Below are 24768 nucleotides of genomic sequence, written 5' to 3' on the forward strand. Positions count from 1 at the left end.
AAAGGAGGAAGGAACATTGAAGATCGCAATCGGCGGGATGCAGAAAAATGAGATGAAGGACGCTATCTTAAAAGCGTGCCCGGAGGCGGAAACGATCGTCACTACGGATATGGGGGCGGTCCCGATGCTCAAGGACGGAAGGGCAGATTATTATTTTGGAGCATGTGAGAGTGGCGGGGGATCGGCGATCTCGATCCTGATCGGGCTCATCGGTTATGGAAAATGCTGTACTGTCTGTAAAAACGGTGGAAAGCCGGACAGATCTGAGATTGAGAGCTTTGTCGAGGCGGGAAAGATATGTTTTGGGATGACAGTATCCAATATTGAAGGGACAGTTTCGGTACTGATGGACGTACTTATGAAGAAAGAGACAGAAAAGTGATTTAGGAGAAAGAGAGGAAACAGGGATGGAGCTTAGCGTTATAAACATTATTTTAGTGATGGTCACTTGTGCTATGACAGCGTTTATCTCACATATGGGCATGGCAGTATTTCATGATGGGATAAGACCTGTCATACCGGAATATATTGAAGGGCGCATGCACAGAACGGAGATGGCGACGATCGCTTTTGGGCTGAGTGTGGGGTTCATCGCATCTGTAGGGATCGGAAATGCACTTGCCACAAATCTTCTTAATCCATGGCTTTTATTCCTTGCCACGGATATCATCGGGATCGCCTCGCCGAAGAAGTGGCTGGCCCCGATCCTGGGGGCGGCATATGGGGTTCTCTGTATCACGGCGATAGGGGGCGTGAACACCGTGCTGACAGGCATGCCGGTAGACCTGATAGGAGCGTTGGGCAATGTCGGTACATATGTGGTCACAGGTTTTGCGATCTTCCCGATCATCACCATCATCATGCAGTTTGGGATGAGGACAGGGATAATCTCCGCAGTCGTCGTAGTGGTATTCCGTTTCGGGGGGCCGAAATTTTCTACGATCAGCGCGGATGCATGGACGATGATGGTTGGTGTCGTCCTTCTTGTCGCACTGTGCATTTACAGGGATGCAAAGGATAAACAAGACAATAAAGAAGGAGAGACATTAAATGTATTTTCGGAAAGGACTGCAAGGATCAAGAAAAACCTTCCGTTCCTGATGATCGCGGGAGCACTTATCGCTGTCATATGTAATATCCACGTCTTTGCCGGGAGCGACGTTTCCATGTTCGATCTTTCCAAGGCGTATGTGATGACAGATGCGGCGGAGGCAGATGCTCTTATCAAGACAGTCGCCACAAATGAATTTATGAGAGGCCTGAGTTTTATCCCTCTGATAGCTACGACAGCAGTTACGACAGGTGTATATGGCGTTGCGGGCTTTACATTTATCTATGTTGCAGGATATCTCTCGCCGAATCCGATCATTGCCGCAGTATCAGGTGCTGTCATCATTTTTGTGGAAGTCATGCTTTTAGGCCTGATCGGGAAATTCCTTGGCAGATTTCCGTCTATGCGTGATGCTTCTGACAATATCAGGAGCGCGATGAACACCTGTGTCGAGTTCGCCCTGCTGATCGGCTCTATCTCAGCATGCGGTGCGATGGGGGCGGCTACTTCCGCAGGTGCAGAAGGCGGGTTTTTGATCGGTGGCGTGATCTATCTGATTAATGAGGCGACGGGGCGGAAGATCATGCGCATGGCTATCGGCCCGATCGCGGCCATCGCGACAGGGCTCCTGTTTAACCTTACCTACCTGATCGGGCTTACGCCGCTGGTATAAGACAGAAAAGACGGTGAAAAGTTATGATAAATACAGTTAAAGGACGTATTGATGCCGGATCTGTCGGTGTCACCATGTGCCACGAACATCTTGCCCTGGACTTGTCCCCGGTACGAAAGGATACAGACTCCGTATTTGACGATTCGGTGCTCATCGAAAGTGAAGTGGATCTTATGAAAGCCCTGGGGGTCAAAAGTGTGATCGAAGTGACCTGCAATGACATGGGGAGAAATGTGCGCATGCTCAGGCAGATAAGCAGAGAATGTGGCATACAGATCATCGCGTCGACCGGATTTTATCTGGAAGCGTATCACTCTGAAAGTGTCCGGTCGGGGACAATAGGAGAAATCTGTGATATTTTTTGCCGGGATATCCTGGAAGGGATAGACGGGACTGACATAAGAGCAGGTATCATAGGAGAAGTGGCAGGCGGGGAGAAAGAACTGGCTCCCAGTGAAGAAAAAGTACTGAAAGCGGCTGCGGCAGCAGGGGTAAAGACAGGATGTGCCGTGACGACACATTGCCAGCTGGGGCAGCTGGGGCTGGAACAATCTGCCTTGCTGCAAGGACAGGGGATAGATCCGGATAAGGTCATTTTAGGCCATATCGACCTGTCGGACGACAGAGCCTATCAGAAAGCGATCCTGGATACGGGAGTGAATATAGCATACGATACAGTGGGAAAGACAGCATATCTGTCGGACGAAAAGCGGGCGGACAATCTGATGTGGCTGCTTGAAAAGGGATATGAGGACCACATCCTCTTATCCCAGGATATCTCGAGGAGATCCTATATGGTGAGATATGGGAAGTACGACGGCTATACCACTGTCATGAAAAGATTTGTGCCACTTCTCAGGGAAAGAGGCGTGTCACAGGAAACGCTTGACAAGATGCTGATCCATAATCCAGCCAGGATCCTTGATATGTAGAAGTAAAGGAGGGAAATATATTGCTGACTTATCCGTTGGAAGGGATGGATGTAAAAGAAGCTGTCGCGGCCCAGTTTAAGATGATCGATTGTATCACGAAAGTATTTCAGGGGCATGAGATGCTGAGCAGAGGAGATCTGGGTGTCGTGCCTGGTTTCAATAAGCCTGTGACGACATATAAGGCAGAACAGGTCATCGCGGACTTTTTTGATGCGGAATCCTGCGTCCTTGTACGGGGCGCAGGAAGCGGCGCCATTCGTCTGGGCCTGTCTGCCATGATGCCACCGGGCAGCAAGATATTGATTCATGATGCCCCGGTCTACAGTACGACTTCCATTTCCATGGAAATGATGGGACTGGATCTTAAAAAAGCGGATTTTAACAATCTGGCAGACATAGAACGGGCATTGGGGCAGGATCCGGATATCCGGGGGGCCCTGATACAATATACGAGACAGAAGCCAGAAGACAGCTATGATATGGAGACTGTGATCGGGACCATCAGAAAATGTGCGGATATCCTCATCTTAACTGATGACAATTATGCCGTGATGAAGATGAGCAGGACCGGAGTGCAGTGTGGCGCGGATCTTTCGTGTTTTTCCTCTTTTAAGCTCCTTGGGCCGGAAGGAGTGGGGATCGTTATCGGGAAGAAAAGATATACAGACAAGATCATAGGATGGAATTATTCCGGGGGGATGCAGGTACAGGGCCACGAGGCCATGGATGTCCTGCGCGGGCTGACATATGCCCCGGTGTCTCTGGCCATTGAAGCAGAGGTGGGGAAGGAGTGTGTCAGAAGACTGAAAGCCGGCGAGATAGACGGGATAAAAGACGCCTTTCTGGCAAATGCGCAATCTAAGATCGTACTTGTAGAATTTGAAGAAGATATTGCCGCTCAGGTGTTAGAAGAGGCAGAAAGATCCGGCGCGGCTCCAAATCCGGTGGGGGCAGAATCGAAATATGAGATAGTGCCTATGTTTTACAGACTCTCCGGCACATTCCGAAAAGCAGATCCCGCTCTCGAGAAGAGGATGATCCGTATCAATCCTATGCGGGGAGGCGCTGATACGGTGCTGCGTATCCTTAAAAGGGCGGTAGAAAGTGTGAAGATATGTTTGTGAACCAGTTGAGAAAGAAGAATCCGGCACTGTTAAACACGGCGTTTGAACTGCACCAGACGGGCCGGGTCAGCCCGGATTCTTACATAATAGATGTAGATACATTCCTTGAAAATGCGCGGAATATCGCGAAGACGGGCAAAGCATACGGCATAAGGCTCTTCTTTATGCTCAAACAAGTCGGGAGAAATCCATACCTGGCAAAAAGACTTGTCGAGATGGGATATGAAGGGGCAGTGACCGTTGACTATAAAGAAGCTGAAGTCATGATGCGCCATGGCATCCCCATCAAAAATGCGGGCCATCTGGTGCAGATACCTGGCCATAAAGTAAAATGTTTTGTGGCTTATGGGGTGGAATATATGACCGTCTATACCCACGAAAAAATCGAAGAGATACAAAAAGCCGCCGCGGAACTTGGAAAGATACAGAAAATATTACTCCGTGTCTCTGCAGGCGGTGACATGATGTATTCCGGACAGACCGCCGGATTTTCCCTGGAAGAGATGAAAGAGACCGCGCTTTGGGTGGAGAAAGACTGTAAAAATGTAAAAGTGGCAGGGGTCACGTCGTTCCCGTGCTATCTGTATGACTCAGAAGAGAAGAAGATTCGGCCGATCCATAATCTGAAGACCGTGTTAGAGGCGGCATCAATCATGGAGAAGGCAGGGATGCCGTGTGAACTTGTAAACACGCCTTCCGCAAGCTGCTGTTCGACCCTGAAAAAAATGGCGGTCTATGGGGGCAACAGCGCGGAACCCGGCCATGGACTGACGGGGACTACACCACTTCACGCGGAATGTGATGAGCCGGAGATCCCATGTTGTGTATATGTAACGGAAGTATCCCACAATTTTGAGAACAGAGGTTACTGTTACGGGGGCGGATATTACAGGCGCTCCCATGTGGAAAACGCTCTTGTGGGGACGGGGATGGAGAAGATGGAACAGGTTTCTGTCATCCCACCGGACAGTGACAGTATCGACTATCACTTTGGGCTTTCGCAGATGTGCCAGGTGGGAGATACCGTGCTTATGGCGTTCCGGTTTCAGATATTTGTGACGCGAAGTGATGTCGTGCTCGTGGAAGGGCTTCACAGAGGAGAGAAAAAGATCATAGGAGTCTATGACAGTCAGGGGAGGCAGAAATGGACAAAAGATTCGTAGTGATCGTGTTAGACGGCTTCGGCATCGGTGCTATGAAAGATACGGCAATGGTCAGGCCGGCTGACCAGAAGGCGGATACATTGGGGTCTTTGCTGCGGAGGTTTCCCGAACTGAGATTAAGGAATCTGGAGAGGCTGGGACTGATGAACGCCTATGGAAAGGAGAGCTCATGCATGAAGTTTGCACCTTGCGCAAACTTCGGGAAATGTGAACTGATGCATTTTGGGGCAGATACGTTTATAGGACATCAGGAGATCATGGGGACCCTCCCCAAAAAGCCGGATCAGCATCCATTTCAGGAGAAAGCCGAGGAGATACGGGACTGTCTGGAAAAAGCAGGACATATTGTCGAAGTGATCGAGAGGAAAGGGCTCAGATATCTTCTTGTCGACGAATATGCCACTGTGGCGGACAACCTGGAGGCAGATCTGGGAATGTGCTATAATGTGACGGCTCCGCTGGATTATATGCCCTTTGAAAAAGAACTTGAGATCGGCCAGCTTGTGAGGAAGGTTGCCACAGTTGGTCGGGTCATCGTATTTGGAGGGACAGGCAATACGATGCAGGATCTGTGGGATGCCGAAGAGATCAGACAGGGGAGGTTCATCGGGATAGCGTCTTCAAAGTCAAGATCTTATGAGCATGGGTATCAGTGCAGGCATTTAGGATATGGCGTGGATCCGCAGGTACAGGCTCCGTCCATTCTTGGCAGGGCGGGATATGAGGTCTCGCTGTTTGGAAAAGTCGCAGATATCGTGAATAATGAGTATGGGAAGAGCGTTTCCTGCGTGGATACGGAAGAAGTCATGGAACTTACGATCAGGGAGATGGGGCGGATGAAAAAGGGATTTATCTGTACAAATGTACAGGAAACAGACCTGGCCGGACATTCCCAGTCAGCACCGGCTTACAAAAAGATCCTGGAGATCGCGGACCGCAAGATCGGAGAACTTATGGAGTGCCTCAAAAAGCAGGATATCCTGGTCGTGATGGCGGATCATGGAAATGATCCCGAGATCGGACACAGCAAACATACAAGAGAATGTGTCCCTTTGCTCGTATATAAAAAGGGGATGGAAGGGACAGATCTTGGGATAAGAAAAACATTGTCAGATGTGGGGGCGACAGCATGTGCCTGTTTTGGCACACAACTCCCTCAGAATGGGATGTCGTTTATGTCCCCTGAAGGTTAAAAAACGGGGCAGACTGTTTTTAAAGAATACCTGAATGAAAAGTTAAAATCCGCTTGTAAACTTAAATTCCGTATTGACAACTAAATTCCATTTTTAAGGCTTTGACAGATGTCAGGAATGGGTATAAAGTGGAATTTAGTTACCCTTGACCATTGGCTGCTAAAAAAAGGGTATGCGGTTGCAAGCAACTGGGATTGTGTACTGTAAGACTGAATTCCACCTGCCTAATAGGTTATTATGGTGGCTCGTATCCGCAGATTTATTTTATTGTTAGGCATTCGTCACAGGGTAATTAAAGTGTTGGCACGTTGTGCCAGCCGAGCATGGATGCCCCTACTGTAAACACATGAAATACCAGCGTCTTATGCCTGCGTGTTACGCATTGGTTTCTGCTTGCCGTTTACCAGTGCCGGCGTAAGGATGACTTCATCCGCCGGAATTTCAGACAGATGGAGGAAGTCCATGAGTTCATCGGGCAATATCATTTTTGCAAGTGTGAACGGTGTCAGACCGCCGAGACTTTCCCGGCAGGAACTGTTAATGTGGCTCATCATCAGGTTCACGTCATCCTGTGTCATGTTATCGAAAGAGCTCTTGCCCTGCGGGCAGATTTTCCGGATGTATTCGTGGTTCCGCTCACAGTGCGGTTTCTGCCATGAAGCCATCGGATCACAATAATAGATCCTTGTGCGGATGATATTGTCAATGCCGCATTCAAGCTTGTCCGGATGTCTGAACTCGCCTCCCCTGCCGGTAAGTATCAGGGGGATTGCGGTGCTGAAAAGCCATGTACCGATAAGCTTTATTGATAGAGTCAAACACTTTTTCAACTCCTGTGGTTTCCTTGGAGTCCAGGAGGAACGCTGCCATAATGTCACAGGAACAAAAGTGCATGGTCAGGAGAACCTTGCGGCTGCCCTCGCATCCAATCACCGTGTCCATTTCGGTAATGCGGGTGTCAACTTTTTTTATACCATATCATTAAACAGGTTTATGACATTGGTGAAACAAAGACTGCACATTCCAAACGTGAAGTGCCACTGACCGGGAGAGCTATGTTAGTATTAAGGCTTTTAAAGGAATTGCATCAGCAAAATGGATGGTATAAACCAAATCAACTGCTTTGCTATGATGGGCATCAATATATAGAAAAAACAGCAAAGCTTTCTAAAGATTTAAAGAATTTATGTGAAAGAGCCGGGGTTGAACCTGACAGAGTACATCCTCATCTGCTACGCAAAACCGTTGCAACTGTATTACATGAAGCTGGAATGAGTACCAGAGATATTGCAGATATACTTGGTCATTCGGATATCGCAACCACGGAACAATGCTACATCATTTCAACAGAAGCGGAAAAGAAACGAAAAAAAATGGCGGCAGTTTTATAAAAACTATCGTCATTTTTTCTTTAAAAAGTGTCCAAACTTTTTGACATCAATAATTTAATTTTGACAGCAGTCAGATTTACTATTTAAACCGATGAAACCATGAGAAATACTAGATTTTCCAGCATTAAAAAGAGCGATAGACGGGACTCGAACCCGCGACCTCAACCTTGGCAAGGCGATTAAATACAGAATACAGCACAATACATTTTGTAAAATCGCCGAAATAAGCCATTTTTATGATATTTAAAGTAACACAGCACAACACATTTTACCCCCGCCGTAAAGTAATCCGTAAAGTAATTTTACTCTGCGGCGAAGATAATGTCAGCAAAATCACTGATTGCTTTTTCTGCTTTGGCACGTCTAATCTGAGCATAATTCTGTAAAAATACCTTAACGCTGTTTCCCATCAATTCAGATAAAAGTTTGTCGCTCTCTCCACGCTCGTAGTTATTAGTAGCAAAAGAATGACGACATCCATAGACTGAGATTTCTGGTAATTTGTCTATATGATTTCTGTTATATTGTCGCACAGCACCACGGAACTTTTTACCATAATAATCTGGATTCACAGGTAAGCCTTCTGTTGTCACAAATAGAAAATCATTATCAAAGAAATCTGGGTACTGCATCTGCATCTGTTTTTTCCACAGAAGTTTCCGGCGGATCATATCTGCAAGAATCTCTGGGACATACACAGTTCTGATGGATGTGCCGGTTTTTAAATCAGATAGTTCTCCAAATTTATCATAACCACGGTTAAATTCAAGACGGTTCCCCAGAAAGTCAGATTCAGCCAGACCACAGACTTCGCCCGGCCGTGGACCCAGAAGGAGAGAGACACAATACATAACATAGTAATGATCGTTTTTTGCTTCTTCTGAGTGGATGAACTGTGTGATCTGTTCATCGGTCCATGTCTTTTTCTTCTTGTAGACGACCTTATTACGCTTTATACCAATCATAGGGTTCTGATTAGCGTCAATTAATTTTAAAGGGCTTACAGCGAACTGAAAGACGTTTGAGAGGATATTCAAACACTTGTTGATAGTTTCTGCGGAATAGCCATTGGGCAGTCTCTCCGTAGGTTCTTCCATAAGCTCTTTATATTTTAATATGTGAGAGGATTCCACTCTGGTAATTGGAATGTCACCAAACACTTCTTGGATGTAATCGTGATAGTATTGCTGATAGATTTTATATGTGGAGTTTGCGTATGTACGTTTATTTGCGGCAAACCATTGTTTGGCCACTGTATCAAAACGTAATTTATTTTCGATTGCCTTTTTTTCTGCACGGCGTTTCTCGGCCTTGGTCTTTTCTAGATTTCTAATGATATCACTTTCATCCTGAACAGCGAGGTTTCTGCTCTTTCTGGCAGGACCAGTGAAACGTTGGCCAGATTCAGAGTCATAAACATTTGCGTAATATGTAATCTTGATCTGGCCAGTTTTCTTTCTTACATATTTTTGCTTTTGAATGCTCATTAATATCACCTTCCTTAAAAAAGAGTATAGAAATAACACCTATTGCCAGAACAGATGCCAGAATGATATAATATGAGTGCGAATCGGTATTATATCATGACATTTGTCTGGTAATAGTATCATCAAACAGTCTCAGAAATGAGGCTGTTTTTATTTAAATATTGAACTAAAATCAGTACATAAATTGACACATTTTGAATAAACTATTATAATTAAAGAAACAACAAGTTAACTGGCTTTTGAATTTATGACAGAAGTAGTTGACTTATTTTTTTATAAGGGGGGAGAAAGAAATGAAAAATATTAGTTTTTTAATAAGTAAATATAGTATATATATATTTCTATTCTCTTCTTTATTTTTGATAGAACGTTTTCTCTTGTTACAGTTTTTTGATTTAAAGACAATTACGATCTTTGGAAAGGTGTATTTTTATGAAATCGTTTTATCAATAGTTAATATTATAATATTATTCAAATTTGTTAAAATTTCTGGTATAAAATAAGTTTATTTTATTTCAAGCTCTTTTTTTGAATCATTAATTTTATTCTCAATCTCCTTCATTCTTTCCTCGTGTTCATTGTCTTTTCCTTTTTTATCAAACAACTTTTTCAATAACCCATCTGACTGAATGTCAGTCTTGAAATGGAATTTGTTGAACACGTTAATATCCAAATTTACGTTAGCCCCATTTAGGAATAAAGTTATTGCAGACAGTACAATGAAGAAAGATGCTGAATATGTAATGAACTCAACTGGACCAGGTGAATTAAATGATGCTTTAAATTTTAAATCTTCCTTGTTAATACTCTCTCCAGTGATTTCAGAGAGTATATCAGATAATTCAAAATAGCAGTTAAGAAATTTGTTAAATTCGTAGGCAGAAACATTATCTTTTTTTTCGATTCTTAAAATAGAATGGAAAGCCCCACCTCTATAATAATTTGGAAACAATGTCCTGTTAATAAAACTTGAATAATTATTTGCACTTACAACCGCACCATGTGAATATATAATAGGTATGATTAATGGATCAATTTTAGATCTTTTTAATGGTTCATTAGTAATCCATTCTACATTGCGTCGCTTTAAAAAATCAATCTCTGCGTCTTCAAACATCATATCCATTGTGTCTTCATCTGTTAATTCGTACAAATATGCGTCACTAGTGATTTTTCCAAAAGCAATTCTATCACAATTGCTGCTTGGAATTAAAATAATATCGTTTATTTTTATTTCATTAACAAAATTCTTAAGTTGTGCGGCAATTGATCCAGGACGAGATTCTTCTTCTTTTGTATAAGTGCGCTCTATTTCTAACTTTAAATCTTCTTGTTTTGTTACTTTTATATGCTCAATGTCATTGCACTTATCCCAACCAATTGCTACATATTTTCCAAAATAAAAATCTTCAAATTTTTCTCCACCATTAGTTCGGATAAACCAGTAATTCACATCATCGTCGATTATAGGAGTCTCGATCTCGTGGAGAATTTTTATAATATCTTGCTGTTCTGTAGTCATACTTCCTCTCCTTTGTGTATCGCCCGGTTGCCGCCGGGCGGTTTTTTTGAATTAATTATGAAGAAATATTAATCTAAGTGTTTGATTGCATAGTCAGCCTCTTGTTTAGTAAACTTTTCTCCGGCATCAGATGTTAATTGATCGAGAATCGCTTCTTTTGACATACTCATAGTTTCTTGATAGTCTTTCGCTTTTGCTAAAGCATTTTTCTTCCAATTTGCTTTTACATGCTTAACTGCATATCTTGCTGCTTTTTTATCAAACTGTTCTCCGTATTCAGACGTCAATTGTTCATATAACCCTTTTTTAGACATGTGCATTTCATCTACATAGATCTGTGCTTTTTTTAATGCAGATATATATTCTGTAGGAACAGGCTTTTCTGTTGTTGCCTTAGCTGTTGCAGATTTTTTTGTTGTAGTATTGTCGGTGGTTTTTTCAGTGACTGATTTAGATGAGTTGTTAGAAGATTCATCATCACCTGGCATCAATGCGTAAATAACTCCCAAAACAACAAAAATTAATATGATTTTTGTTAGGCATCCCATTCCTTGCTTCTTTCTGCATTGCGGGCATACCTTTGCATTATAGGGTATCTCTGTTTTACAATGCTTGCACATCTTTGTTGAAGGTTTTTCTTTTTTCATACGTTTCTCCTTATCAGTAAAGTCTTTTGCTACATCCCTCTTAAGTGTATTGTTAGTTTATAGAATTTTGATAACATATTATAAGTCTTACTTTGTCATTAGATCATAAAGTTTACAACTCAATAGGCCTTTTATCTTCAACAACAGATGGTTTGTTCTCTGCGGCAATCTCATTGAGACGTTTTGGTAGAGCCTTTGGCTGGCTAATGATATCATCAAATAATAGAGTTTTATCATTACCAAAAGAATCAGTATAAGCAATAGCAAAATAGTTGATTTTTTTGGTTTTTTTGCCTTGTCCAGACATTCCACCGACTAAAGCTCCAATGCCACCGAATAAAACACCACCTACGACAGCACGGCCAATGGTACTTTTCTCTACTAACTCATCTTGCGTTATATATCCAGCACCGCGTATTTTATCAAATGAGAGAACTACATCATTTACCTTCTGATCCTTATTAAAAAATCGTTTTTTGAAGGTAATGGTACGAGATTCTTCGTTTACAATGATTTTAGTTGGGGTATTTTCTTTAATATTAGGTAGACCAGCCTGGTGAGTAGAATTGATCTCCATATTTCCAAATTCATCTTTTCCATTTAACCATCCCATAATTGACCTCCTATCAAAGGTTATTTAATAACTTCTATCTGGACGTTGATACACTGTTATTTTACATTTATACTTTTTTTTCTTATATTTTGCGGTGATAGTACATGTGCCAATTTTTTTTGGAATTATATCTATTCCCATAATGTCATTCTTCTGTATTTTAGCAATTTTCTTATTGCTTATACTCCATTTGACTTTTCCATAAGGCTCAGGATTCAAATACAAATCTTCTCCAATTTCGTTATTAATATCAATTTTTATTTTTTTTCGGCTTAACTTTAATGGATAATTTTTAACTTTTTTACCGTTGTACATTGCCTTTAAAGCGGATTTGATGCGTTTCCAGTGCTTATATGGAAGTCCATAATCTATGTTAATGACAACTTTTCCACATCTATAAACATATTGTTGAAGAACAGTGTCATCATATTCTTTTATATAATTGTATCTTTTTTTTGCTGATGACACTGAATAGTATGTTCGTAGTGTACCAGTTACATCATCATCGCCTGCAATAGAAGCATGCGATTTATATTTTGAATATACATCATTACCGCTTTTTCGATATTTTCGACCTACTATTGGAAAGTCTGCTTTCTCAAGTACTTTCATAATTTGTTTAGCGGTCATATTATTTATTTTTTTTCGTTTTGCCTCCACCTTATTGGTTGGAATTAGTGTTATTAAAAGAATAATGGTTAGAAATACAGATAAAATTCTCTTCTTCATAAAATTCCTCCTTGTATTTTAAAGTTCAATCGGTTTGTCATTTGGTCTGAGCGAACTGTTTTTTTCTGCTATCTGTTTAAGGTGTTTGATAAAATCCGGTCTGACACCATTGCCACTACGGAATAAAATACATTTTCTTTGACCATCAGATCCAATGTAGCGAATTACAAAAAAGGTTTTAACTTTTGTCTTCTTTGAACCTTTTCCTAATATACTTCCCGTTACAGCACCAGCTCCACCAAACAATGCACCACCTACGACAGCACCAGCTAGACCACTTGATATTTGTTCCATGTCGATTCCTTCATCTTTAGTACTGTAAATTTTATCTAGAGACAAGGTAATGTCTTTATAGCGACGTTTCATACCAAATACAGTGTCCTCCTGGAATATTAATACATTGTTTGTCTTATCAATTGTAACCTGAACATTTCTAAACTTTCCATCTGTAGGGTAGTTAGGTAGTCCTGAATAGTGAAACATTAAGGCAAGGTCGTTTCCATTTTTGTCTTTTCCATTTAATAATCCCATAATAATTCTCCTTATTGAAATAAAATAAATCTATAATTCCGACAACATTTTAATAAGTTCCATTTTATCTTTTGTAGACATTTCTTTTCCATTTCTGGCTATCAGTGTTTTTAATTCGTCGTAAGATGGTTCTTTTTTTTCCACATCATCGAAATCATCCAAGGTACAATTTAATACTCTTGCAATTGATTTAAGAGTTTCCAATTTTGGATCTTTTGTTTGTCCGCTAAGTATTTTATTTAATGTACCAACAGGGACACCGGAACGTTTGGAAAGTTCTTCGGTGGTAATCCCTAATTTTTTCTTATATTCTGAAATTTTCTCTAATCCCATCATATCTCCTTTCCGTCCGTCTATGGTAATATTTTACCGCTTATTATTTTGTAAGTCAACAAAATTTTACCGTTAAGGGTAAAAAAACGCAAAAAAAGGGTTGACAATTACCACTCAAAAGAGTAATCTTATATTAAGATATTTACCGTTAATGGATGAAGGGAGGAGTCGATTTGTATTTAAGATTAAAATATGAAATTCAAAGAAAAGGTTATTCAATTGATATGTTTTCAAATGAAATCGGTATCTCAGAAAAGACGCTCAGGAATAAAATAAACGGAATTACTGATTTTACTTGGTCAGAAGTTTTATTAATAAGGAAACTTATAAATCCGAAAATGAAGTTAGAAGAACTATTTAAGAAAGAACCTAAAAATATTAATGTAATTAAATAGTAATTATAGAACTTATGTTCTAAAAAATCAATCGTCAATATCACCAAACATTACATATTAATTTCTACGAGACAGAGAGGAGATGATAATACAAATGTGGATCTCAAAGAAAAAATGTAAAGACTTAGAAAAAAGAATTTCAGACCTTGAAAAAGAAGTTCAAGATCTGAAAAATGGGTTGTTAGTTAAAATTTGTACTAATTCTGTAATGAAGGAGCAATATAATTTTGAGTTATTGAAGTTTTTGTTTGAAGAACTAAATATTGAGACGCCAGAATTAGAATATAAGTTCTTCGGAACGGATACTTCTTCCGATAGTAACGGGTAAAGGAATTAATAATTCTAATAAAGGTGAATTAGATAATTGACCTGACCAATATTTATGAAGAGATTCTATTTGAGAATTAGGGTTACAAGTAATTCCACCTTTTAAGTAAGTTGCATCCAATTCTATACATTGAGAAGCGTCACATTCTATTTCAAAGATATGAGGACATTGATTGATAGAAAAATATTTTGTCCATGGTATAAAATCGGATATTTGCTTTACAGCAAAGATTGATTTAAAGCGAGAAGGCATATTTGAGTAAAATTGTTTTCTGATTATTTCTGCCTGCAAATCAATTTGAAAGGAGTTCATAGAATTAATATCAGTCAAAGTAAATGGATTTAATAAATATTCATAGCAAAGTTTGCCCCAATGTGAGACTTTATTAAAACCGTAAAGTTCTACTATTTGATCATCTAGATTAGCACTAGTATCTAGCAAGTGAAGTTCATAACCTTCCTTTAATTTTTCAGAACGATCAAGGTGATATGCAAGCATAATATTATCCTTTCTCTATAAAAGTGTCTGTGTGCCACATTTATATGCATCTTCAAAACTATGACTAGATGAAAAGCTCAAGGCATTAGTATTATATCAAAACGATGATCTAAGGGAAAGAGGTGATTCAATGGCCTACTGAGAAGAAATAGAAAGAACAGTTAATGAAATCCAGAAAAAAGTAATTTTGAAAGGAGGTATTTATAGTTGTTAGATAATGCAATGAAATTTAGGATAGATAAAGAAAAAAATTTATATCTTGATGAGAAAAAATTATCTTATGTCGAGTTTTATAGTATGACAAAAAACTCTAAAGTCCAGAAGGGGTATGCTGAACTTGTAATAAAAATCTTAGTTAAGGTTGACTAGCAAAAAGTGTTTTAATGCAATATCTTTGACAATCTCTAAAATGATAGGAATTTACAATGGTTTAAAAAACAAAGTGAGGTGACAAATATGCCCTATCTAGAAGAAAGAGTGGAACAACTAGAAAAAGAAGTACAGAAGATAAAAAAGCTAAAGAAGACAGAAGAATACAAGTCTCCACAGCAGTTTGCAGAGTTTATGGGGATTACGATTAATCATGTTAGAAACCTAATTGCCAGGGGTGAGATTAAGGTCATACGTTTAGGCGAATGTATTAGGATTCCAATGAGTCAGTTCGATGAAGAACAAAAAGAAAAGAAAACTTCAAGTATGAAGGAAGCAATTTTCGGATAGGAGGATTATGGAAAGAAAAATGGGACAGATACTGATCGTAGTATCGATATGTTTGACAAGCATACATACAATTCCATTGTGGCTGGAGTTATTTATGGCGATAGGAGGTATGGCATGGATAGACAAATAAAAAAGCCCTTATGGAGCGGCAACTCCGATAAAGGGCAAAGAAAAACTTACAGGTGCATTATAGCACAACCGGAGGTTTTTGAAAATGGGTTTTTATGAAAAGAACGGGAAGAGAGTGCCGGAAGACGATGCATTTACCTTTGCTTTAGAAAGCCGTGGAAAACGGTGATATCCTGATGCAGGACGCGTTTACTGACTGGTTCTATCGCTGGGAAATGGGATGGCACTACTATGATGAAGACGAAGAAATGGAAACCGTTGATGACATGACGCAGGAGTACATAAACAGCGAAACCAAATATCTCAGGAGGATGTGACTATGACGTATGAAGATTTACAGAAGGCAAATGAGCTAATTCAAACGACAGATATTAAGGGAAAGGACTATGCGGAGGTAAGCCAGAGGATCAAGGCGTTTCGGTCTGTGTGTGTCCAAACGGAAAGATAAAGACAGAGATCTTAAAGCTTGAAAATGGGTTTTGCCTGATTAAGGCAACCATTCTTGATGAAAATGGAATGGTGCTAGGTACAAGGCATGCATATGAAAAGGAAGGATCGAGAGCTTTAAATGAGACAATAAACTGTCTTAATAGAGAACTTTGATCGGCATACTGGTTCAAACAAGAAGTTTTGGACAAATTCAAGATTGACAAAATAGAGGAATATGACAGAGAAGCAGTATAAGAGGTCCGCTGTAGGCAGGGCCTTGGGTATGTCAGGGTTTGGAATAGATACGGCTGAATGTACGCATTTTGAAGAGACTAGCCAAAAAAAGTGCAATTTTCAGGAATCGCCTGGGACTAGCAACAAAAAATCGATGGACAATAAAAGATTTATGGGAAATCGCAGAGAATGTATTTGAAGAATTCATAGATTCAAACAAGAAGTTTTGGACAAATTCAAGATTGACAAAATACGAGGTCAGCCCAGATGTTTTGAACAGAAAAAAAGTAGAAAGAAATTGAAACATTTATGGGAAACACAATGGGAAATACGAAGGATTGAAGAAAAGTGCGGGAATGCATCAAAATGTTCAAATGAAAAGCCTGGCATCCATTTGGAACTGAATTGGACTTGCATTCATGTTTTGGATAATGAAAGAAATCTGAAAAGATGATTTAAAGGCTCAAAGATATTTTGAAAAGAATCTTGGAAAAGAATTTGAAGAGATGACTTTAGGAAGGAGTTTGGAAAGTCGTGGCTATAACTTATCATTTGACGATTTACGGACGTTTATCTGGCTTAAACGAATATACGGCCTCAAACCGTACAAATCAGTTTAAAGGGGCCAAAATGAAAGCAGATAACGAGATATATGTAAGACATACATCGCCCATCAACTCCGAGGGGTACATAGAAAAAATCCGGTTTATATTAGTTTTTGCTGGTATGAGAAGAATCGGCGGAGGGACTGTTTTGATAATATCGCATTCGCGAAAAAGTTTATTTTGGACGCCCTTGTGGAGTATGGAGTCTTGGTTGATGACAGCCAGAAATATGTAACTGGATTTGAGGACCTATTTTATGTGGATAATGGGAATCCAAGAATTGAAATATTGATTCAAGAAATAAGAGGTGATAACGATTGAGACATTCGTTAAAGTATATCGGAAGTTCACTGAATGGGAGTGGTATGATGACATAAACGTGAGCCGGGTGTTTCTTCATCTTCTAATTACTGTAAATTGACGGATAAGAAATGGAAGGGACAGGAGATTAAACGTGGTTCAATCGTATCCTCCTATGAGAAACTGGCAACCGAAACAGGGTTATCTGTGATGCAGGTTAGGACAGCAATAAAAAGCTAAAATCAACAGGTGAGATAACAAGCAAAAAGTAGTAACAAAAACACCGTATTTATCGTGAATAATTACGATTTGTACCAAGGTGATAACAAGCAAAATAACAAGCCAGTAACAACCAAACAACAAACAGATAACATTCAAATAACAACAACTAAAGAAAGTAAAGAAGGAAAGAAAGAAAAGAATAATAAATATACATGTGCGTTTGACGACTTCTGGAAAAGTTACCCCCGCAAAGTGGATAAGGGTAATGCATATAAAAAGTTCCAAGCCAGGCTGAACGAAGGTTATGCAGAAAGAGAGTTAATCACGGCATGTGAAAATTATGCGGCAGAGTGCAGGAAGAATAAAACGGAGACAAGATTCATAAAACATGCGTCTACCTTCCTGAGTTCGACCAGACCGTTTTTAGATTATCTGCCAAAGAAGGGAGAAGGAAAGAATGACGCTGATGGACAAAATACAGCAGATGACCTTGTCAAGAAAGGCATCGACCTTGGAATCGGTGACGACTTCGACGGGTTCTAAATGTCCGCACTGTGGCGGAAACCGGATGGATTAGACACTGGGAAGACGGAAAAGAGTATTTTTCAGAGTGTGTCTGCCGGAAGAAGCAGATTGCAGAAAGTCGCCTGAGATTTGCAAATATCCCAGAGACCTTTAAGCATATGCGGCTAAAGAATTTTAGTGTGACTGCCTATAAGGACGAGAAAAAAGCAAAGCTGTGATCCGGGCCGCATGTAAGTACATAAAGCAGTACATGGATGGGTTTGAGAATGAACACCGGGACGGGATGGGGCTGTATCTTTACTCTCAGACAAAAGGGCAGGGGAAGACCCGCATGGCCGCCAGCATTGCAAATGAACTTGTGGACATGGGATATCAGGTCAAGTTTTCTCTTTCCACGGAGATCATCCAAGAGATCAAAAGGACCTGGGGACCGGGATAATGACCTTTCCGAAAGCAAGCTGTTAGACCAGCTCCAGGAAACAGATATCCTTGTAATCGACGATTTTGGAACAGAGCAGGTGGCAGGATGGATCAATGATAAGTTTTACCAGATTATAAACAACCGCTATGTGGACCAGAGGGTAACGATATTTACCAGTAATTATCCATTGGATCAGCTTGAGTACGACGACCGTATTACAAACCGGATGAAGGAGGTCTCTTATCTGATCGCCTTCCCGGAAGAAAGTGTAAGAGAGACGATATCGGCGGAGAAAAATGAAGCAATGTTTTGTAGAGTATCAGGGAGGTGACAGACTTGGAACAGTTAAATATATTTGGTTGTGAGACAGCGTATCGGAGCAGTCGGATCACGAAACAGACCCGAAGGGCATCTAATCAGGAAGTACGACGGGATAAGAAAGAACCGTATGATTTTGGACCAGCTTTCCCTATGGTCCTGCGACCGCCAGAGAAATCGCTGTAGTGTTACATAAGCATGGATTGACTCTTACAGCGGACCGCAATGAAACAGCACCACGTTTAACGGAAATGATGCAACGAGGGGTTGTAGAAGTCTGCGGGAAAAAAAAAGACAGCTTAACCGGAAGAAAGGCGGCTGTATATCAGATAGTGGAGGATGAGGACGATGTGGAGTAATCGATATTCTGAGAAAGTGAAAGAAAAGGTAGTTGCAACGTATTTGCAGGAAAAGGCTGATGTGCAACAAGTCAGCAAAAGAATATGGAATACCGGCATCTACCATCAAGGGATGGATTTCTAGCTACTGGGAGAAAGAAGAGTGCGAACTGCAAAAAGAGCTGGAGAAAAAACGAGAGGACCGAGCCACAGCGGCACGAAATCGAAAGCGTCGGTTCGTGAATGGGAGGGAGCTAAAAGTCGTTCGACCAACTTCCAGCAGTGCGTATATAGACTGGAGGATTAAATGAACCGAGCAGAGAGAAGAAAAGCCGGAGTAAAGAACCGGGTCCCGACTTACAACATGAATACACAGCAGATCCAGACTCTAAAGGAGGATGTAGCACAGAGGCAACAGAACGTGCATTTATCCTAATGCTGGGTATTCCTGCAATGGTACTAAGGGATCACTTTGGATTTGGACGAAAACGAATGGAGAAGTTCACGGATGAAGTATTTGAACTGTATGACAGTTATGAAAAGGATTACATTACACTTGAGGATCTCATTCGGACAATCTACGAGGAGACTGGAGTAAAGATTGAAAAGAGGTAGGTATTTACTCAGTAGAGTTTATATATCACACGTAACAAGAAAACATTTAGGCATCCTGTTTTACAGCCCGCCCGGCGGGCAGGAAGGAGGAGACTCGTTGTCGGAAAAAGAGTTGAATGATGCTAAGAAAGAATATCTAAATAGATATAAAAAGGCCTATTTGAAGTGGTTGTCATTATGTGAACAAGAAAATTCAATAAGGTTAGAGATAGAAAGCGTAGGCAGTCCTGGTATTACTGATATGCCCAAGGATGCAAAAAAACAAGACCTGTCTGATTATATGATACGGCTTGAAAAGATTTTGGATAAAATCAAGTTGGCCAAAAAAGAAAAGTATAGCGTTAGGGCAGAAATAGAAGAAAAGATTATTGACATGGAAGATGGAGTTCAAAGCAGAATACTGTGGCTGAGATACATTGAATTTAAAGAATGGGTTGAGATTTGTACGACGATCGGTTATAGCTGGAATAGGACACATGAACTGCACAGTGAAGCATTAAAAAATTTCCCTATATAATGAACAGTACAAAATAGTATAGAATAGTACACGACTATAATGATATAGTTATAATAGAGTGAATAGGTAATAAACTTAATCGTATCTATATAGTTTATATAACATGGTTACATAAATCATCTACATTTTTCGAACACCTGGATAGCTGGGTGTTCTTTTCAGGTAGAGAATTTCTTTTACTTGTGTTAATATAATAAAACATAGGAGGAAGTATGAAAGGAATTATTGGAATTTTATCTACGATATGTATTTTAGAATTTATTTGTATTTGTTGGTTATTTAAAAAGGTGAATCTTAATAATAAATCAGACCTACAAGGGAAGATAAATTTTTTTAGAGATTTATGGGGTAAATTTGTCTTCTATGTTATTGCAACTAGTATAATTGAACTATTTTTTGGAAGCCTATTTTTTGAAAAAGTAATAGGGCTAAATGAGATTAATAGTTGGGTGAGCATTGTGCTTGGTTTAGTTGCTTTAATTATTGGAATTATTTCGCTCTTTCTAAGCTTTTATAATGTTGACCAATCAATCAGTTCGCAAGAAAAATCAATTAATATAATGAATGATGTTAAAGATGATATAAAACAAGAAATAACAAATATGAAAGAAACTATGAAGGTTGGTTTTAATAAATTGCATGACGACATAAGATTTCATTATATAGATACTGGAAAGAAAGAGTCAGTTGTTAATGATAATATCGAGTGGGAGAAAGAATATGAATGATGTAAGAAAATTTATGAACTTAAATATGGTTTTATGTCAAGAATATGATTCCAAAACTAAAAGTATATATAATATTTTTAATAGGATTGAACTTGATGATAATAATAGAGCTTCATTCTCACTAGTGTCGTTTTTGAATATCTTTACAGATAATAAAGAGCAAGTTTGTGTTTCTAGGAATTTTAGTTTACACTATTTTTTAGTTAAAATGGATAAACAGATGAAAGAACGAAAGCAGTTATATTTAGGTTGCTCATATCTGGAGTTAGGCGATAAGGATGATGTAGATGCTTTAGGTGAAAAAATGACTAACTTAAAGTTTAATAATATACCATTCATAGGGGCTGGAGTTTACTATATAGAAGCATTTTATTATGATAAATATGTATCAGTTAAGGACAGGAACAAAAGAAGGGAAGCTAGTAAAAAAATTAGAAGTGATGGTAGCCTTGTATCTATTGCTTCATTTTCGGTTGATGAAAGTGCATAATGTATATAGCATCCGTAAGGGTGCTTTTTTCATGTAAGGACAAAAAGGTAAAGATTAGATATATTATCTACCTAATCCCTACATAGCTCATCCAAAGTCACACCAAGAGCATCAGCTAATTTAATAGCAGTATCCACCTTACAATTATTATTTTTTTCAATATCTTGGATAGTGCGCCGTGGGACACCAGATATTTCTACCAGTTGTGGAACGGATAAGTTTTTGTTTTGTCTTAATTCTTTTAATTTCATGGGCGTTTCCTCCTGTGAGATATAATTAGATAGCATATAAGTAAGAGAACGTAAGCAGTCCATTTTATCCAATCAAAGAATGTAGGACATGCAAATTCACCAGAGAAACCATCATAAAGCAATTTTATTAATAAAACGAAAAGAATTATTTGATAAATTTTCATATTTGTTTTGATATATGGTTATGATACAATAAGGATGAAGAAGGAAAGGGCCGAAGCCCTGACCTTACTTCTTTTTCTTCTTAGACCTTTTGGATTTTTTCTTATCTCGTTTCGTTTTTACTATCAGGCAGATGGCAGTAACGATTGCGAGGAAGGCTTCCGAAAGGTCTTTGATTATTTCACTTATCGTATCATCCATATAGTTTCCTCCTTTCTTGATTATGTATATATTATAGCACGTTTAAACGTGCTAGTCAAGAGAAATGAGGAAAATTATAGATTTAGCATCTGATATTAATCAGGTGCTTTTATTATACAACAATTTAAATAATTACTATTTATAAACACAAGGAGGAAGTTATTATGGAGCAGATTTTAGATTATATCAAACCGGAGTTATTGATTTTGATCCCTGTACTATATTTCCTAGGGCAATCCATCAAGAAAAGTGAAACAGTCAATAACAAGTATATTCCGATGATTGTGGATCTTGTTGGGGCGCTTTTGGCCTGTATTTATGTTTTGGCCACAACGGGTATTAATGGAGTTTCAGTGTTTACCGCATTAACTCAGGGAATTTTATGTGCTGGAGTTTCCGTCAATATTAACGAATTGATCAAACAAAAAAATAAGTGAGGAATTAAGGAAAAGTATGAATGAAGCAGAAATGATAGGGATTATTGTGCTAGCATCTGTTACGATCTTAGGATTTTTAACTGCGATTATTAAACCGATCATTGATCTAAATAAATCTATTACTCAACTAATCGCATCAGTAGACCGGCTGGTAGAAGAACAGAGGACTCAGGATAATAGGATTGAGACTCATGGGAAGGAAATCGATGGGATGAAGCTTATCATTGAAAACCATGAGACAAGAATCGATCACATAGAGAAGACGGAGAATAAATAAAAGAGGAGACGATAGACCGTGGGATTAAAATTTAAAAAGAAGTTTGCACATAAGAGTAATTACGGCGGCAAACGGAGCACTGCAAGCATTGAATACATAGTGATCCACTATACCGGAAATAAAAGAGATACTGCATTCAATAATGCAAAGTATTTCCAGGGTGCTGGCCGAAACGCATCCGCCCATTATTTCGTAGATGGAGGCGCCTATATCTATAAATCCGTTGCGGTGAATCGCATTGCATGGTCCGTAGGAGGGAAATATGACCTATCCAGTAAGGCAGGAGATTATTATGGAGTATGCACCAATACGAATAGTCTTTCCATCGAAATGTGTAACAGTGTTGGCTCTGTCCCGGAAAAGGTAGAGAAGCAGACAGAAGAGCTTGTAAAGTTCCTGATGAAGAAATACCATGTGTCTTCAAACCATGTACTAAGGCACTGGGATGTAAATGGAAAACAATGTCCAGAACCATGGGTTGGGGCGGATAATAAGCGGTGGAAATCTTTTAAGAAGGCGATCGGGACAAGTTCCGAGAGATATACGTCTGTAAAGAAAACATCGGGAAAAGAAGCCATCCGATGGCTCCAAAAAGAATTAAACAAATATACAGCTGGATCAGACATTGCAGTTGATGGAATATGGGGGCCAAAGACACAAAGTAAATTAGAGAGATATTGGAAACAGCTCGGATGGAGAAAAGGTTCTTATGCAGGTAAGAAGACATGTAGAGCACTTTACGCAAAGCGAAAAGAATAGGCAGGTGAATAAAGAATGTCATGAAATTAAGTGAGAGACAAAAGCTGTTCTGTCAGTACTATGCTGGCGAATGTATAGGCAATGCCGAGAGATCAGCTGTAAAAGCTGGGTATAGTCCAAGGTATGCCAGGGGATGTGCATATAGGATACTGGCGAACGATGGCGTTCAGGCATATCTTGAGGAGCTGACAGAAAAGACTAAGAGTGAGAGGATCGCAACTATCGAGGAGATCAAGGCGTTTTGGACAGAGATGATGAATGACAAGGAAGCAAGACCAAGTGATCGTCTGAGAGCGGCTGAACTTTTGGCCAAAGCAGAAGGAGAGTTTACAAAGAACAATTGGTAAAGGAGAGACGATGTTTACCTTAGCTACATTTTATAAATCAAAGCAATGGGAAAAGTGTATTCGTCTAATACGGATGCAGAGAGTAGATGCAGAAGGAAGGAATATCTGTGAGCACTGCGGTAAGCCAATCATTAGAGAGTATGACTGCATTGGGCATCATAAGCAGGTATTGACTGAGGAGAATGTCAATGATACTAATATCAGTTTAAATCCTGAGAATATTGCTTTGGTGCATCATCGGTGTCATAACAAGATACATGAGAAGTTGTCTTTTAACAATCATCTAAAGTATGTTTATCTTGTTTATGGACCTCCATTAAGTGGTAAAAGTACCTATGTGAAGGAAGTTATGAATGAAGGAGACTTGATTGTTGATGTAGACAGCATATGGGAATGTGTCAGTGGATTAGATCGATATATAAAACCAAAACGGCTGATTGGCACGGTACTTGGAGTACGTGATAAATTGATTGAGGATATCAAATTCAGAAGAGGCAGATGGAATAACGCATATGTTATTGGAGGGTATCCGATGATAAGCGAAAGAGAGCGGCTGACTCGTTCATTAGGAGCCAGAGAGATATTTATTGATACACCAGTTCATGAGTGTCTTGAGAGAGCAGAACAAATAAAAGATGAAAGAAGAAATTTAGATTATCAGAGATTTATTATGAATTGGAAAGAAAAATACCATCCCCCCGCCTGATCAAGAAAATAATTGAGAGGGGACTGTTAAGGGTGATTAGTTCTCTCATCAAAACAGAAAAAATGAGATTTTTGGAAATGAAATTAGCTAAAAGGGAGGGAAATATTTGAATCGAAAAGAAGAACTGATGAAAATTATAGAAAAAACAGGGGAAGACAATAAAAAGGTACTGAAAAACCTAGTCGATGAAGTCATCTACCTGGAAAATCAAATGCTGGAACTGAAAAAACTCCCATTTTTAAGGATTGACAAGAAAAATTCTATGAGACAGCAGGCAACGCCGGCCAGTAAACAATATAAAGAGCTGTTACAACAATATACGAATATAATCAAGATTCTGATGAGCACATGTGGAGAGAAAATGGACACTGAGACATCTCCTTTAAGGGATTGGGCAAATCAAATGGCTGAAATGATAACGAGGTAA

General features: G+C 39.5%; 42 protein-coding genes. 31 read left to right on the top strand and 11 right to left on the bottom strand.

Annotated elements, in window-relative coordinates:
- Window positions 1–16: 16 nt before the first annotated feature.
- The 6 genes from P8F77_RS02435 to P8F77_RS02460 are packed head-to-tail and all read left to right on the top strand — an operon-like array spanning window position 17 to window position 6136.
- Window positions 17–382, top strand: a complete 366-nt coding sequence (locus P8F77_RS02435) for a DUF2620 family protein (protein ID WP_024728662.1) — start codon at window positions 17–19, stop codon at window positions 380–382.
- Window positions 383–407: 25 nt separating this feature from the next.
- A complete protein-coding gene (locus P8F77_RS02440) occupies window positions 408–1724 on the top strand; it encodes a YhfT family protein (RefSeq protein WP_347256268.1) in 1317 nt (438 codons plus the stop codon).
- 23 nt (window positions 1725–1747) lie between these two features.
- The gene (locus P8F77_RS02445; RefSeq protein WP_347256269.1) at window positions 1748–2656 is read left to right on the top strand and encodes a phosphotriesterase-related protein; all 909 of its coding nucleotides are present in this window, start codon (window positions 1748–1750) and stop codon (window positions 2654–2656) included.
- 20 nt (window positions 2657–2676) lie between these two features.
- Entirely contained in the window at window positions 2677–3780 is a 1104-nt protein-coding gene (locus P8F77_RS02450) for an aminotransferase class V-fold PLP-dependent enzyme (protein ID WP_347256270.1), read from the top strand.
- Window positions 3771–4943 (top strand): alanine racemase, encoded by a 1173-nt coding sequence (locus P8F77_RS02455; RefSeq protein ID WP_270431038.1) that lies wholly within the window; start codon window positions 3771–3773, stop codon window positions 4941–4943. The genes P8F77_RS02450 and P8F77_RS02455 overlap by 10 nt, the downstream gene beginning before the upstream one ends.
- Entirely contained in the window at window positions 4925–6136 is a 1212-nt protein-coding gene (locus P8F77_RS02460) for a phosphopentomutase (protein WP_270431039.1), read from the top strand. Before P8F77_RS02455 ends, P8F77_RS02460 begins: the two co-directional genes overlap by 19 nt.
- Before the next feature lie 362 nt (window positions 6137–6498).
- On the opposite strand, the gene P8F77_RS02465 is transcribed toward P8F77_RS02460, so the two are convergent.
- The gene (locus P8F77_RS02465; protein WP_143266091.1) at window positions 6499–6954 is read right to left on the bottom strand and encodes a hypothetical protein; all 456 of its coding nucleotides are present in this window, start codon (window positions 6952–6954) and stop codon (window positions 6499–6501) included.
- A 216-nt stretch (window positions 6955–7170) separates the two neighbouring features.
- Here P8F77_RS02465 and P8F77_RS02470 point away from each other — a divergent pair, with 216 nt between their 5' ends.
- Entirely contained in the window at window positions 7171–7527 is a 357-nt protein-coding gene (locus P8F77_RS02470) for a tyrosine-type recombinase/integrase (RefSeq protein ID WP_158221723.1), read from the top strand.
- Window positions 7528–7829: 302 nt separating this feature from the next.
- On the opposite strand, the gene P8F77_RS02475 is transcribed toward P8F77_RS02470, so the two are convergent.
- The 7 genes from P8F77_RS02475 to P8F77_RS02505 form a co-directional block, all read right to left on the bottom strand.
- A complete protein-coding gene (locus P8F77_RS02475; protein ID WP_347256271.1) occupies window positions 7830–9014 on the bottom strand; it encodes a site-specific integrase in 1185 nt (394 codons plus the stop codon).
- Window positions 9015–9519: 505 nt separating this feature from the next.
- Window positions 9520–10536: a hypothetical protein gene (locus tag P8F77_RS02480; protein WP_347256272.1), complete on the bottom strand. Its 1017-nt coding sequence runs from the start codon at window positions 10534–10536 to the stop codon at window positions 9520–9522.
- 68 nt (window positions 10537–10604) lie between these two features.
- Window positions 10605–11183, bottom strand: a complete 579-nt coding sequence (locus tag P8F77_RS02485) for an Ltp family lipoprotein (protein ID WP_347256273.1) — start codon at window positions 11181–11183, stop codon at window positions 10605–10607.
- Window positions 11184–11295: 112 nt separating this feature from the next.
- Window positions 11296–11796 carry a hypothetical protein gene (locus P8F77_RS02490; protein ID WP_347256274.1) on the bottom strand — a complete coding sequence of 167 codons (501 nt, stop codon included), beginning with the start codon at window positions 11794–11796 and terminating at the stop codon, window positions 11296–11298.
- Between the two features lie 24 nt (window positions 11797–11820).
- The gene (locus P8F77_RS02495) at window positions 11821–12525 is read right to left on the bottom strand and encodes a hypothetical protein (RefSeq protein ID WP_270431048.1); all 705 of its coding nucleotides are present in this window, start codon (window positions 12523–12525) and stop codon (window positions 11821–11823) included.
- An 18-nt stretch (window positions 12526–12543) separates the two neighbouring features.
- A complete protein-coding gene (locus tag P8F77_RS02500; protein WP_347256275.1) occupies window positions 12544–13056 on the bottom strand; it encodes a hypothetical protein in 513 nt (170 codons plus the stop codon).
- A 30-nt stretch (window positions 13057–13086) separates the two neighbouring features.
- Window positions 13087–13392, bottom strand: a complete 306-nt coding sequence (locus tag P8F77_RS02505; RefSeq protein ID WP_347256276.1) for a helix-turn-helix transcriptional regulator — start codon at window positions 13390–13392, stop codon at window positions 13087–13089.
- 170 nt (window positions 13393–13562) lie between these two features.
- Here P8F77_RS02505 and P8F77_RS02510 point away from each other — a divergent pair, with 170 nt between their 5' ends.
- Complete coding sequence (locus P8F77_RS02510) at window positions 13563–13784, top strand: transcriptional regulator (RefSeq protein ID WP_347256277.1); 222 nt, start codon at window positions 13563–13565, stop codon at window positions 13782–13784.
- 277 nt (window positions 13785–14061) lie between these two features.
- Here the strand turns inward: P8F77_RS02510 and P8F77_RS02515 are convergent, their stop codons facing one another.
- A complete protein-coding gene (locus tag P8F77_RS02515; protein WP_347256278.1) occupies window positions 14062–14610 on the bottom strand; it encodes a DUF2441 domain-containing protein in 549 nt (182 codons plus the stop codon).
- 207 nt (window positions 14611–14817) lie between these two features.
- Between P8F77_RS02515 and P8F77_RS02520 the strand changes: the two genes are divergently transcribed.
- The 17 genes from P8F77_RS02520 to P8F77_RS02600 all read left to right on the top strand — a co-directional run bounded on the left by P8F77_RS02520 (window position 14818) and on the right by P8F77_RS02600 (window position 21201).
- A complete protein-coding gene (locus P8F77_RS02520; RefSeq protein ID WP_347256279.1) occupies window positions 14818–14979 on the top strand; it encodes a hypothetical protein in 162 nt (53 codons plus the stop codon).
- Window positions 14980–15066: 87 nt separating this feature from the next.
- Window positions 15067–15330, top strand: a complete 264-nt coding sequence (locus P8F77_RS02525) for a helix-turn-helix domain-containing protein (RefSeq protein ID WP_347256280.1) — start codon at window positions 15067–15069, stop codon at window positions 15328–15330.
- A 48-nt stretch (window positions 15331–15378) separates the two neighbouring features.
- Complete coding sequence (locus P8F77_RS02530; RefSeq protein WP_347256281.1) at window positions 15379–15558, top strand: hypothetical protein; 180 nt, start codon at window positions 15379–15381, stop codon at window positions 15556–15558.
- A gap of 56 nt (window positions 15559–15614) precedes the next feature.
- Window positions 15615–15776, top strand: a complete 162-nt coding sequence (locus P8F77_RS02535; protein WP_347256282.1) for a hypothetical protein — start codon at window positions 15615–15617, stop codon at window positions 15774–15776.
- Window positions 15777–15778: 2 nt separating this feature from the next.
- Window positions 15779–15907: a hypothetical protein gene (locus tag P8F77_RS02540; RefSeq protein WP_347256283.1), complete on the top strand. Its 129-nt coding sequence runs from the start codon at window positions 15779–15781 to the stop codon at window positions 15905–15907.
- Between the two features lie 304 nt (window positions 15908–16211).
- Window positions 16212–16424 carry a hypothetical protein gene (locus P8F77_RS02545; RefSeq protein ID WP_347256284.1) on the top strand — a complete coding sequence of 71 codons (213 nt, stop codon included), beginning with the start codon at window positions 16212–16214 and terminating at the stop codon, window positions 16422–16424.
- A gap of 1077 nt (window positions 16425–17501) precedes the next feature.
- Window positions 17502–17792: a hypothetical protein gene (locus P8F77_RS02550; protein WP_347256285.1), complete on the top strand. Its 291-nt coding sequence runs from the start codon at window positions 17502–17504 to the stop codon at window positions 17790–17792.
- An 11-nt stretch (window positions 17793–17803) separates the two neighbouring features.
- Window positions 17804–17992: a hypothetical protein gene (locus P8F77_RS02555; protein ID WP_347256286.1), complete on the top strand. Its 189-nt coding sequence runs from the start codon at window positions 17804–17806 to the stop codon at window positions 17990–17992.
- Complete coding sequence (locus P8F77_RS02560; protein ID WP_347256287.1) at window positions 17989–18213, top strand: hypothetical protein; 225 nt, start codon at window positions 17989–17991, stop codon at window positions 18211–18213. Before P8F77_RS02555 ends, P8F77_RS02560 begins: the two co-directional genes overlap by 4 nt.
- Window positions 18125–18526 carry a hypothetical protein gene (locus P8F77_RS02565; RefSeq protein WP_347256288.1) on the top strand — a complete coding sequence of 134 codons (402 nt, stop codon included), beginning with the start codon at window positions 18125–18127 and terminating at the stop codon, window positions 18524–18526. The genes P8F77_RS02560 and P8F77_RS02565 overlap by 89 nt, the downstream gene beginning before the upstream one ends.
- A 190-nt stretch (window positions 18527–18716) precedes the next feature.
- A complete protein-coding gene (locus P8F77_RS02570; protein WP_347256289.1) occupies window positions 18717–18872 on the top strand; it encodes a hypothetical protein in 156 nt (51 codons plus the stop codon).
- A gap of 59 nt (window positions 18873–18931) precedes the next feature.
- Window positions 18932–19162 carry a hypothetical protein gene (locus P8F77_RS02575; RefSeq protein ID WP_347256290.1) on the top strand — a complete coding sequence of 77 codons (231 nt, stop codon included), beginning with the start codon at window positions 18932–18934 and terminating at the stop codon, window positions 19160–19162.
- Window positions 19159–19287 carry a hypothetical protein gene (locus P8F77_RS02580; protein WP_347256291.1) on the top strand — a complete coding sequence of 43 codons (129 nt, stop codon included), beginning with the start codon at window positions 19159–19161 and terminating at the stop codon, window positions 19285–19287. The genes P8F77_RS02575 and P8F77_RS02580 overlap by 4 nt, the downstream gene beginning before the upstream one ends.
- The gene (locus P8F77_RS02585) at window positions 19287–19466 is read left to right on the top strand and encodes a hypothetical protein (protein WP_347256292.1); all 180 of its coding nucleotides are present in this window, start codon (window positions 19287–19289) and stop codon (window positions 19464–19466) included. The genes P8F77_RS02580 and P8F77_RS02585 overlap by 1 nt, the downstream gene beginning before the upstream one ends.
- A gap of 97 nt (window positions 19467–19563) precedes the next feature.
- Window positions 19564–19983, top strand: coding sequence for a hypothetical protein (locus tag P8F77_RS02590; RefSeq protein ID WP_347256293.1), 420 nt, complete (start codon window positions 19564–19566; stop codon window positions 19981–19983).
- Window positions 19984–20195: 212 nt separating this feature from the next.
- Window positions 20196–20711 carry a hypothetical protein gene (locus P8F77_RS02595; protein WP_347256294.1) on the top strand — a complete coding sequence of 172 codons (516 nt, stop codon included), beginning with the start codon at window positions 20196–20198 and terminating at the stop codon, window positions 20709–20711.
- Window positions 20704–21201 (top strand): hypothetical protein, encoded by a 498-nt coding sequence (locus P8F77_RS02600; protein ID WP_347256295.1) that lies wholly within the window; start codon window positions 20704–20706, stop codon window positions 21199–21201. Before P8F77_RS02595 ends, P8F77_RS02600 begins: the two co-directional genes overlap by 8 nt.
- Window positions 21202–21272: 71 nt before the next feature.
- On the opposite strand, the gene P8F77_RS02605 is transcribed toward P8F77_RS02600, so the two are convergent.
- Complete coding sequence (locus P8F77_RS02605) at window positions 21273–21452, bottom strand: helix-turn-helix transcriptional regulator (RefSeq protein ID WP_347256296.1); 180 nt, start codon at window positions 21450–21452, stop codon at window positions 21273–21275.
- A gap of 228 nt (window positions 21453–21680) precedes the next feature.
- On the bottom strand, window positions 21681–21815 hold the full coding sequence (locus tag P8F77_RS02610; protein WP_347256297.1) for a hypothetical protein: 135 nt from the start codon (window positions 21813–21815) through the stop codon (window positions 21681–21683).
- 164 nt (window positions 21816–21979) lie between these two features.
- Between P8F77_RS02610 and P8F77_RS02615 the strand changes: the two genes are divergently transcribed.
- The 6 genes from P8F77_RS02615 (at window position 21980) to P8F77_RS02640 (ending at window position 24768) form a co-directional block, all read left to right on the top strand.
- Window positions 21980–22252, top strand: coding sequence for a phage holin family protein (locus tag P8F77_RS02615; RefSeq protein WP_347256298.1), 273 nt, complete (start codon window positions 21980–21982; stop codon window positions 22250–22252).
- 16 nt (window positions 22253–22268) lie between these two features.
- The gene (locus P8F77_RS02620) at window positions 22269–22529 is read left to right on the top strand and encodes a hypothetical protein (RefSeq protein ID WP_347256299.1); all 261 of its coding nucleotides are present in this window, start codon (window positions 22269–22271) and stop codon (window positions 22527–22529) included.
- An 18-nt stretch (window positions 22530–22547) separates the two neighbouring features.
- A complete protein-coding gene (locus P8F77_RS02625) occupies window positions 22548–23288 on the top strand; it encodes a peptidoglycan recognition family protein (protein ID WP_347256300.1) in 741 nt (246 codons plus the stop codon).
- Between the two features lie 20 nt (window positions 23289–23308).
- Window positions 23309–23635, top strand: coding sequence for a terminase small subunit (locus P8F77_RS02630; protein WP_347256301.1), 327 nt, complete (start codon window positions 23309–23311; stop codon window positions 23633–23635).
- A 10-nt stretch (window positions 23636–23645) separates the two neighbouring features.
- On the top strand, window positions 23646–24341 hold the full coding sequence (locus P8F77_RS02635) for an HNH endonuclease (RefSeq protein ID WP_347256302.1): 696 nt from the start codon (window positions 23646–23648) through the stop codon (window positions 24339–24341).
- A gap of 106 nt (window positions 24342–24447) precedes the next feature.
- Window positions 24448–24768, top strand: a complete 321-nt coding sequence (locus tag P8F77_RS02640) for a hypothetical protein (RefSeq protein ID WP_347256303.1) — start codon at window positions 24448–24450, stop codon at window positions 24766–24768.

Origin of the sequence: Anaerostipes sp. PC18, assembly GCF_039789045.1 — a bacterium.
GTDB classification, from domain to species: Bacteria; Bacillota; Clostridia; order Lachnospirales; family Lachnospiraceae; genus Anaerostipes; species Anaerostipes hominis.

Coding starts and splice junctions, on each gene's coding strand:
- P8F77_RS02455 (WP_270431038.1), top strand. CDS start 3,771: ATGTTTGTGAACCAGTTGAGAAAGAAGAATCCGGCACTGTTAAACACG.
- P8F77_RS02605 (WP_347256296.1), bottom strand. CDS start 21,452: ATGAAATTAAAAGAATTAAGACAAAACAAAAACTTATCCGTTCCACAA.
- P8F77_RS02540 (WP_347256283.1), top strand. CDS start 15,779: ATGACGTATGAAGATTTACAGAAGGCAAATGAGCTAATTCAAACGACA.
- P8F77_RS02485 (WP_347256273.1), bottom strand. CDS start 11,183: ATGAAAAAAGAAAAACCTTCAACAAAGATGTGCAAGCATTGTAAAACA.
- P8F77_RS02630 (WP_347256301.1), top strand. CDS start 23,309: ATGAAATTAAGTGAGAGACAAAAGCTGTTCTGTCAGTACTATGCTGGC.
- P8F77_RS02580 (WP_347256291.1), top strand. CDS start 19,159: ATGAACCGAGCAGAGAGAAGAAAAGCCGGAGTAAAGAACCGGGTCCCG.
- P8F77_RS02505 (WP_347256276.1), bottom strand. CDS start 13,392: ATGATGGGATTAGAGAAAATTTCAGAATATAAGAAAAAATTAGGGATT.
- P8F77_RS02610 (WP_347256297.1), bottom strand. CDS start 21,815: ATGGATGATACGATAAGTGAAATAATCAAAGACCTTTCGGAAGCCTTC.
- P8F77_RS02615 (WP_347256298.1), top strand. CDS start 21,980: ATGGAGCAGATTTTAGATTATATCAAACCGGAGTTATTGATTTTGATC.
- P8F77_RS02620 (WP_347256299.1), top strand. CDS start 22,269: ATGAATGAAGCAGAAATGATAGGGATTATTGTGCTAGCATCTGTTACG.
- P8F77_RS02500 (WP_347256275.1), bottom strand. CDS start 13,056: ATGGGATTATTAAATGGAAAAGACAAAAATGGAAACGACCTTGCCTTA.
- P8F77_RS02495 (WP_270431048.1), bottom strand. CDS start 12,525: ATGAAGAAGAGAATTTTATCTGTATTTCTAACCATTATTCTTTTAATA.
- P8F77_RS02585 (WP_347256292.1), top strand. CDS start 19,287: ATGCTGGGTATTCCTGCAATGGTACTAAGGGATCACTTTGGATTTGGA.
- P8F77_RS02525 (WP_347256280.1), top strand. CDS start 15,067: ATGCCCTATCTAGAAGAAAGAGTGGAACAACTAGAAAAAGAAGTACAG.
- P8F77_RS02445 (WP_347256269.1), top strand. CDS start 1,748: ATGATAAATACAGTTAAAGGACGTATTGATGCCGGATCTGTCGGTGTC.
- P8F77_RS02565 (WP_347256288.1), top strand. CDS start 18,125: ATGAACTTGTGGACATGGGATATCAGGTCAAGTTTTCTCTTTCCACGG.
- P8F77_RS02635 (WP_347256302.1), top strand. CDS start 23,646: ATGTTTACCTTAGCTACATTTTATAAATCAAAGCAATGGGAAAAGTGT.
- P8F77_RS02515 (WP_347256278.1), bottom strand. CDS start 14,610: ATGCTTGCATATCACCTTGATCGTTCTGAAAAATTAAAGGAAGGTTAT.
- P8F77_RS02595 (WP_347256294.1), top strand. CDS start 20,196: ATGAAAGGAATTATTGGAATTTTATCTACGATATGTATTTTAGAATTT.
- P8F77_RS02530 (WP_347256281.1), top strand. CDS start 15,379: ATGTTTGACAAGCATACATACAATTCCATTGTGGCTGGAGTTATTTAT.
- P8F77_RS02475 (WP_347256271.1), bottom strand. CDS start 9,014: ATGAGCATTCAAAAGCAAAAATATGTAAGAAAGAAAACTGGCCAGATC.
- P8F77_RS02440 (WP_347256268.1), top strand. CDS start 408: ATGGAGCTTAGCGTTATAAACATTATTTTAGTGATGGTCACTTGTGCT.
- P8F77_RS02490 (WP_347256274.1), bottom strand. CDS start 11,796: ATGGGATGGTTAAATGGAAAAGATGAATTTGGAAATATGGAGATCAAT.
- P8F77_RS02575 (WP_347256290.1), top strand. CDS start 18,932: ATGTGCAACAAGTCAGCAAAAGAATATGGAATACCGGCATCTACCATC.
- P8F77_RS02460 (WP_270431039.1), top strand. CDS start 4,925: ATGGACAAAAGATTCGTAGTGATCGTGTTAGACGGCTTCGGCATCGGT.
- P8F77_RS02600 (WP_347256295.1), top strand. CDS start 20,704: ATGAATGATGTAAGAAAATTTATGAACTTAAATATGGTTTTATGTCAA.
- P8F77_RS02480 (WP_347256272.1), bottom strand. CDS start 10,536: ATGACTACAGAACAGCAAGATATTATAAAAATTCTCCACGAGATCGAG.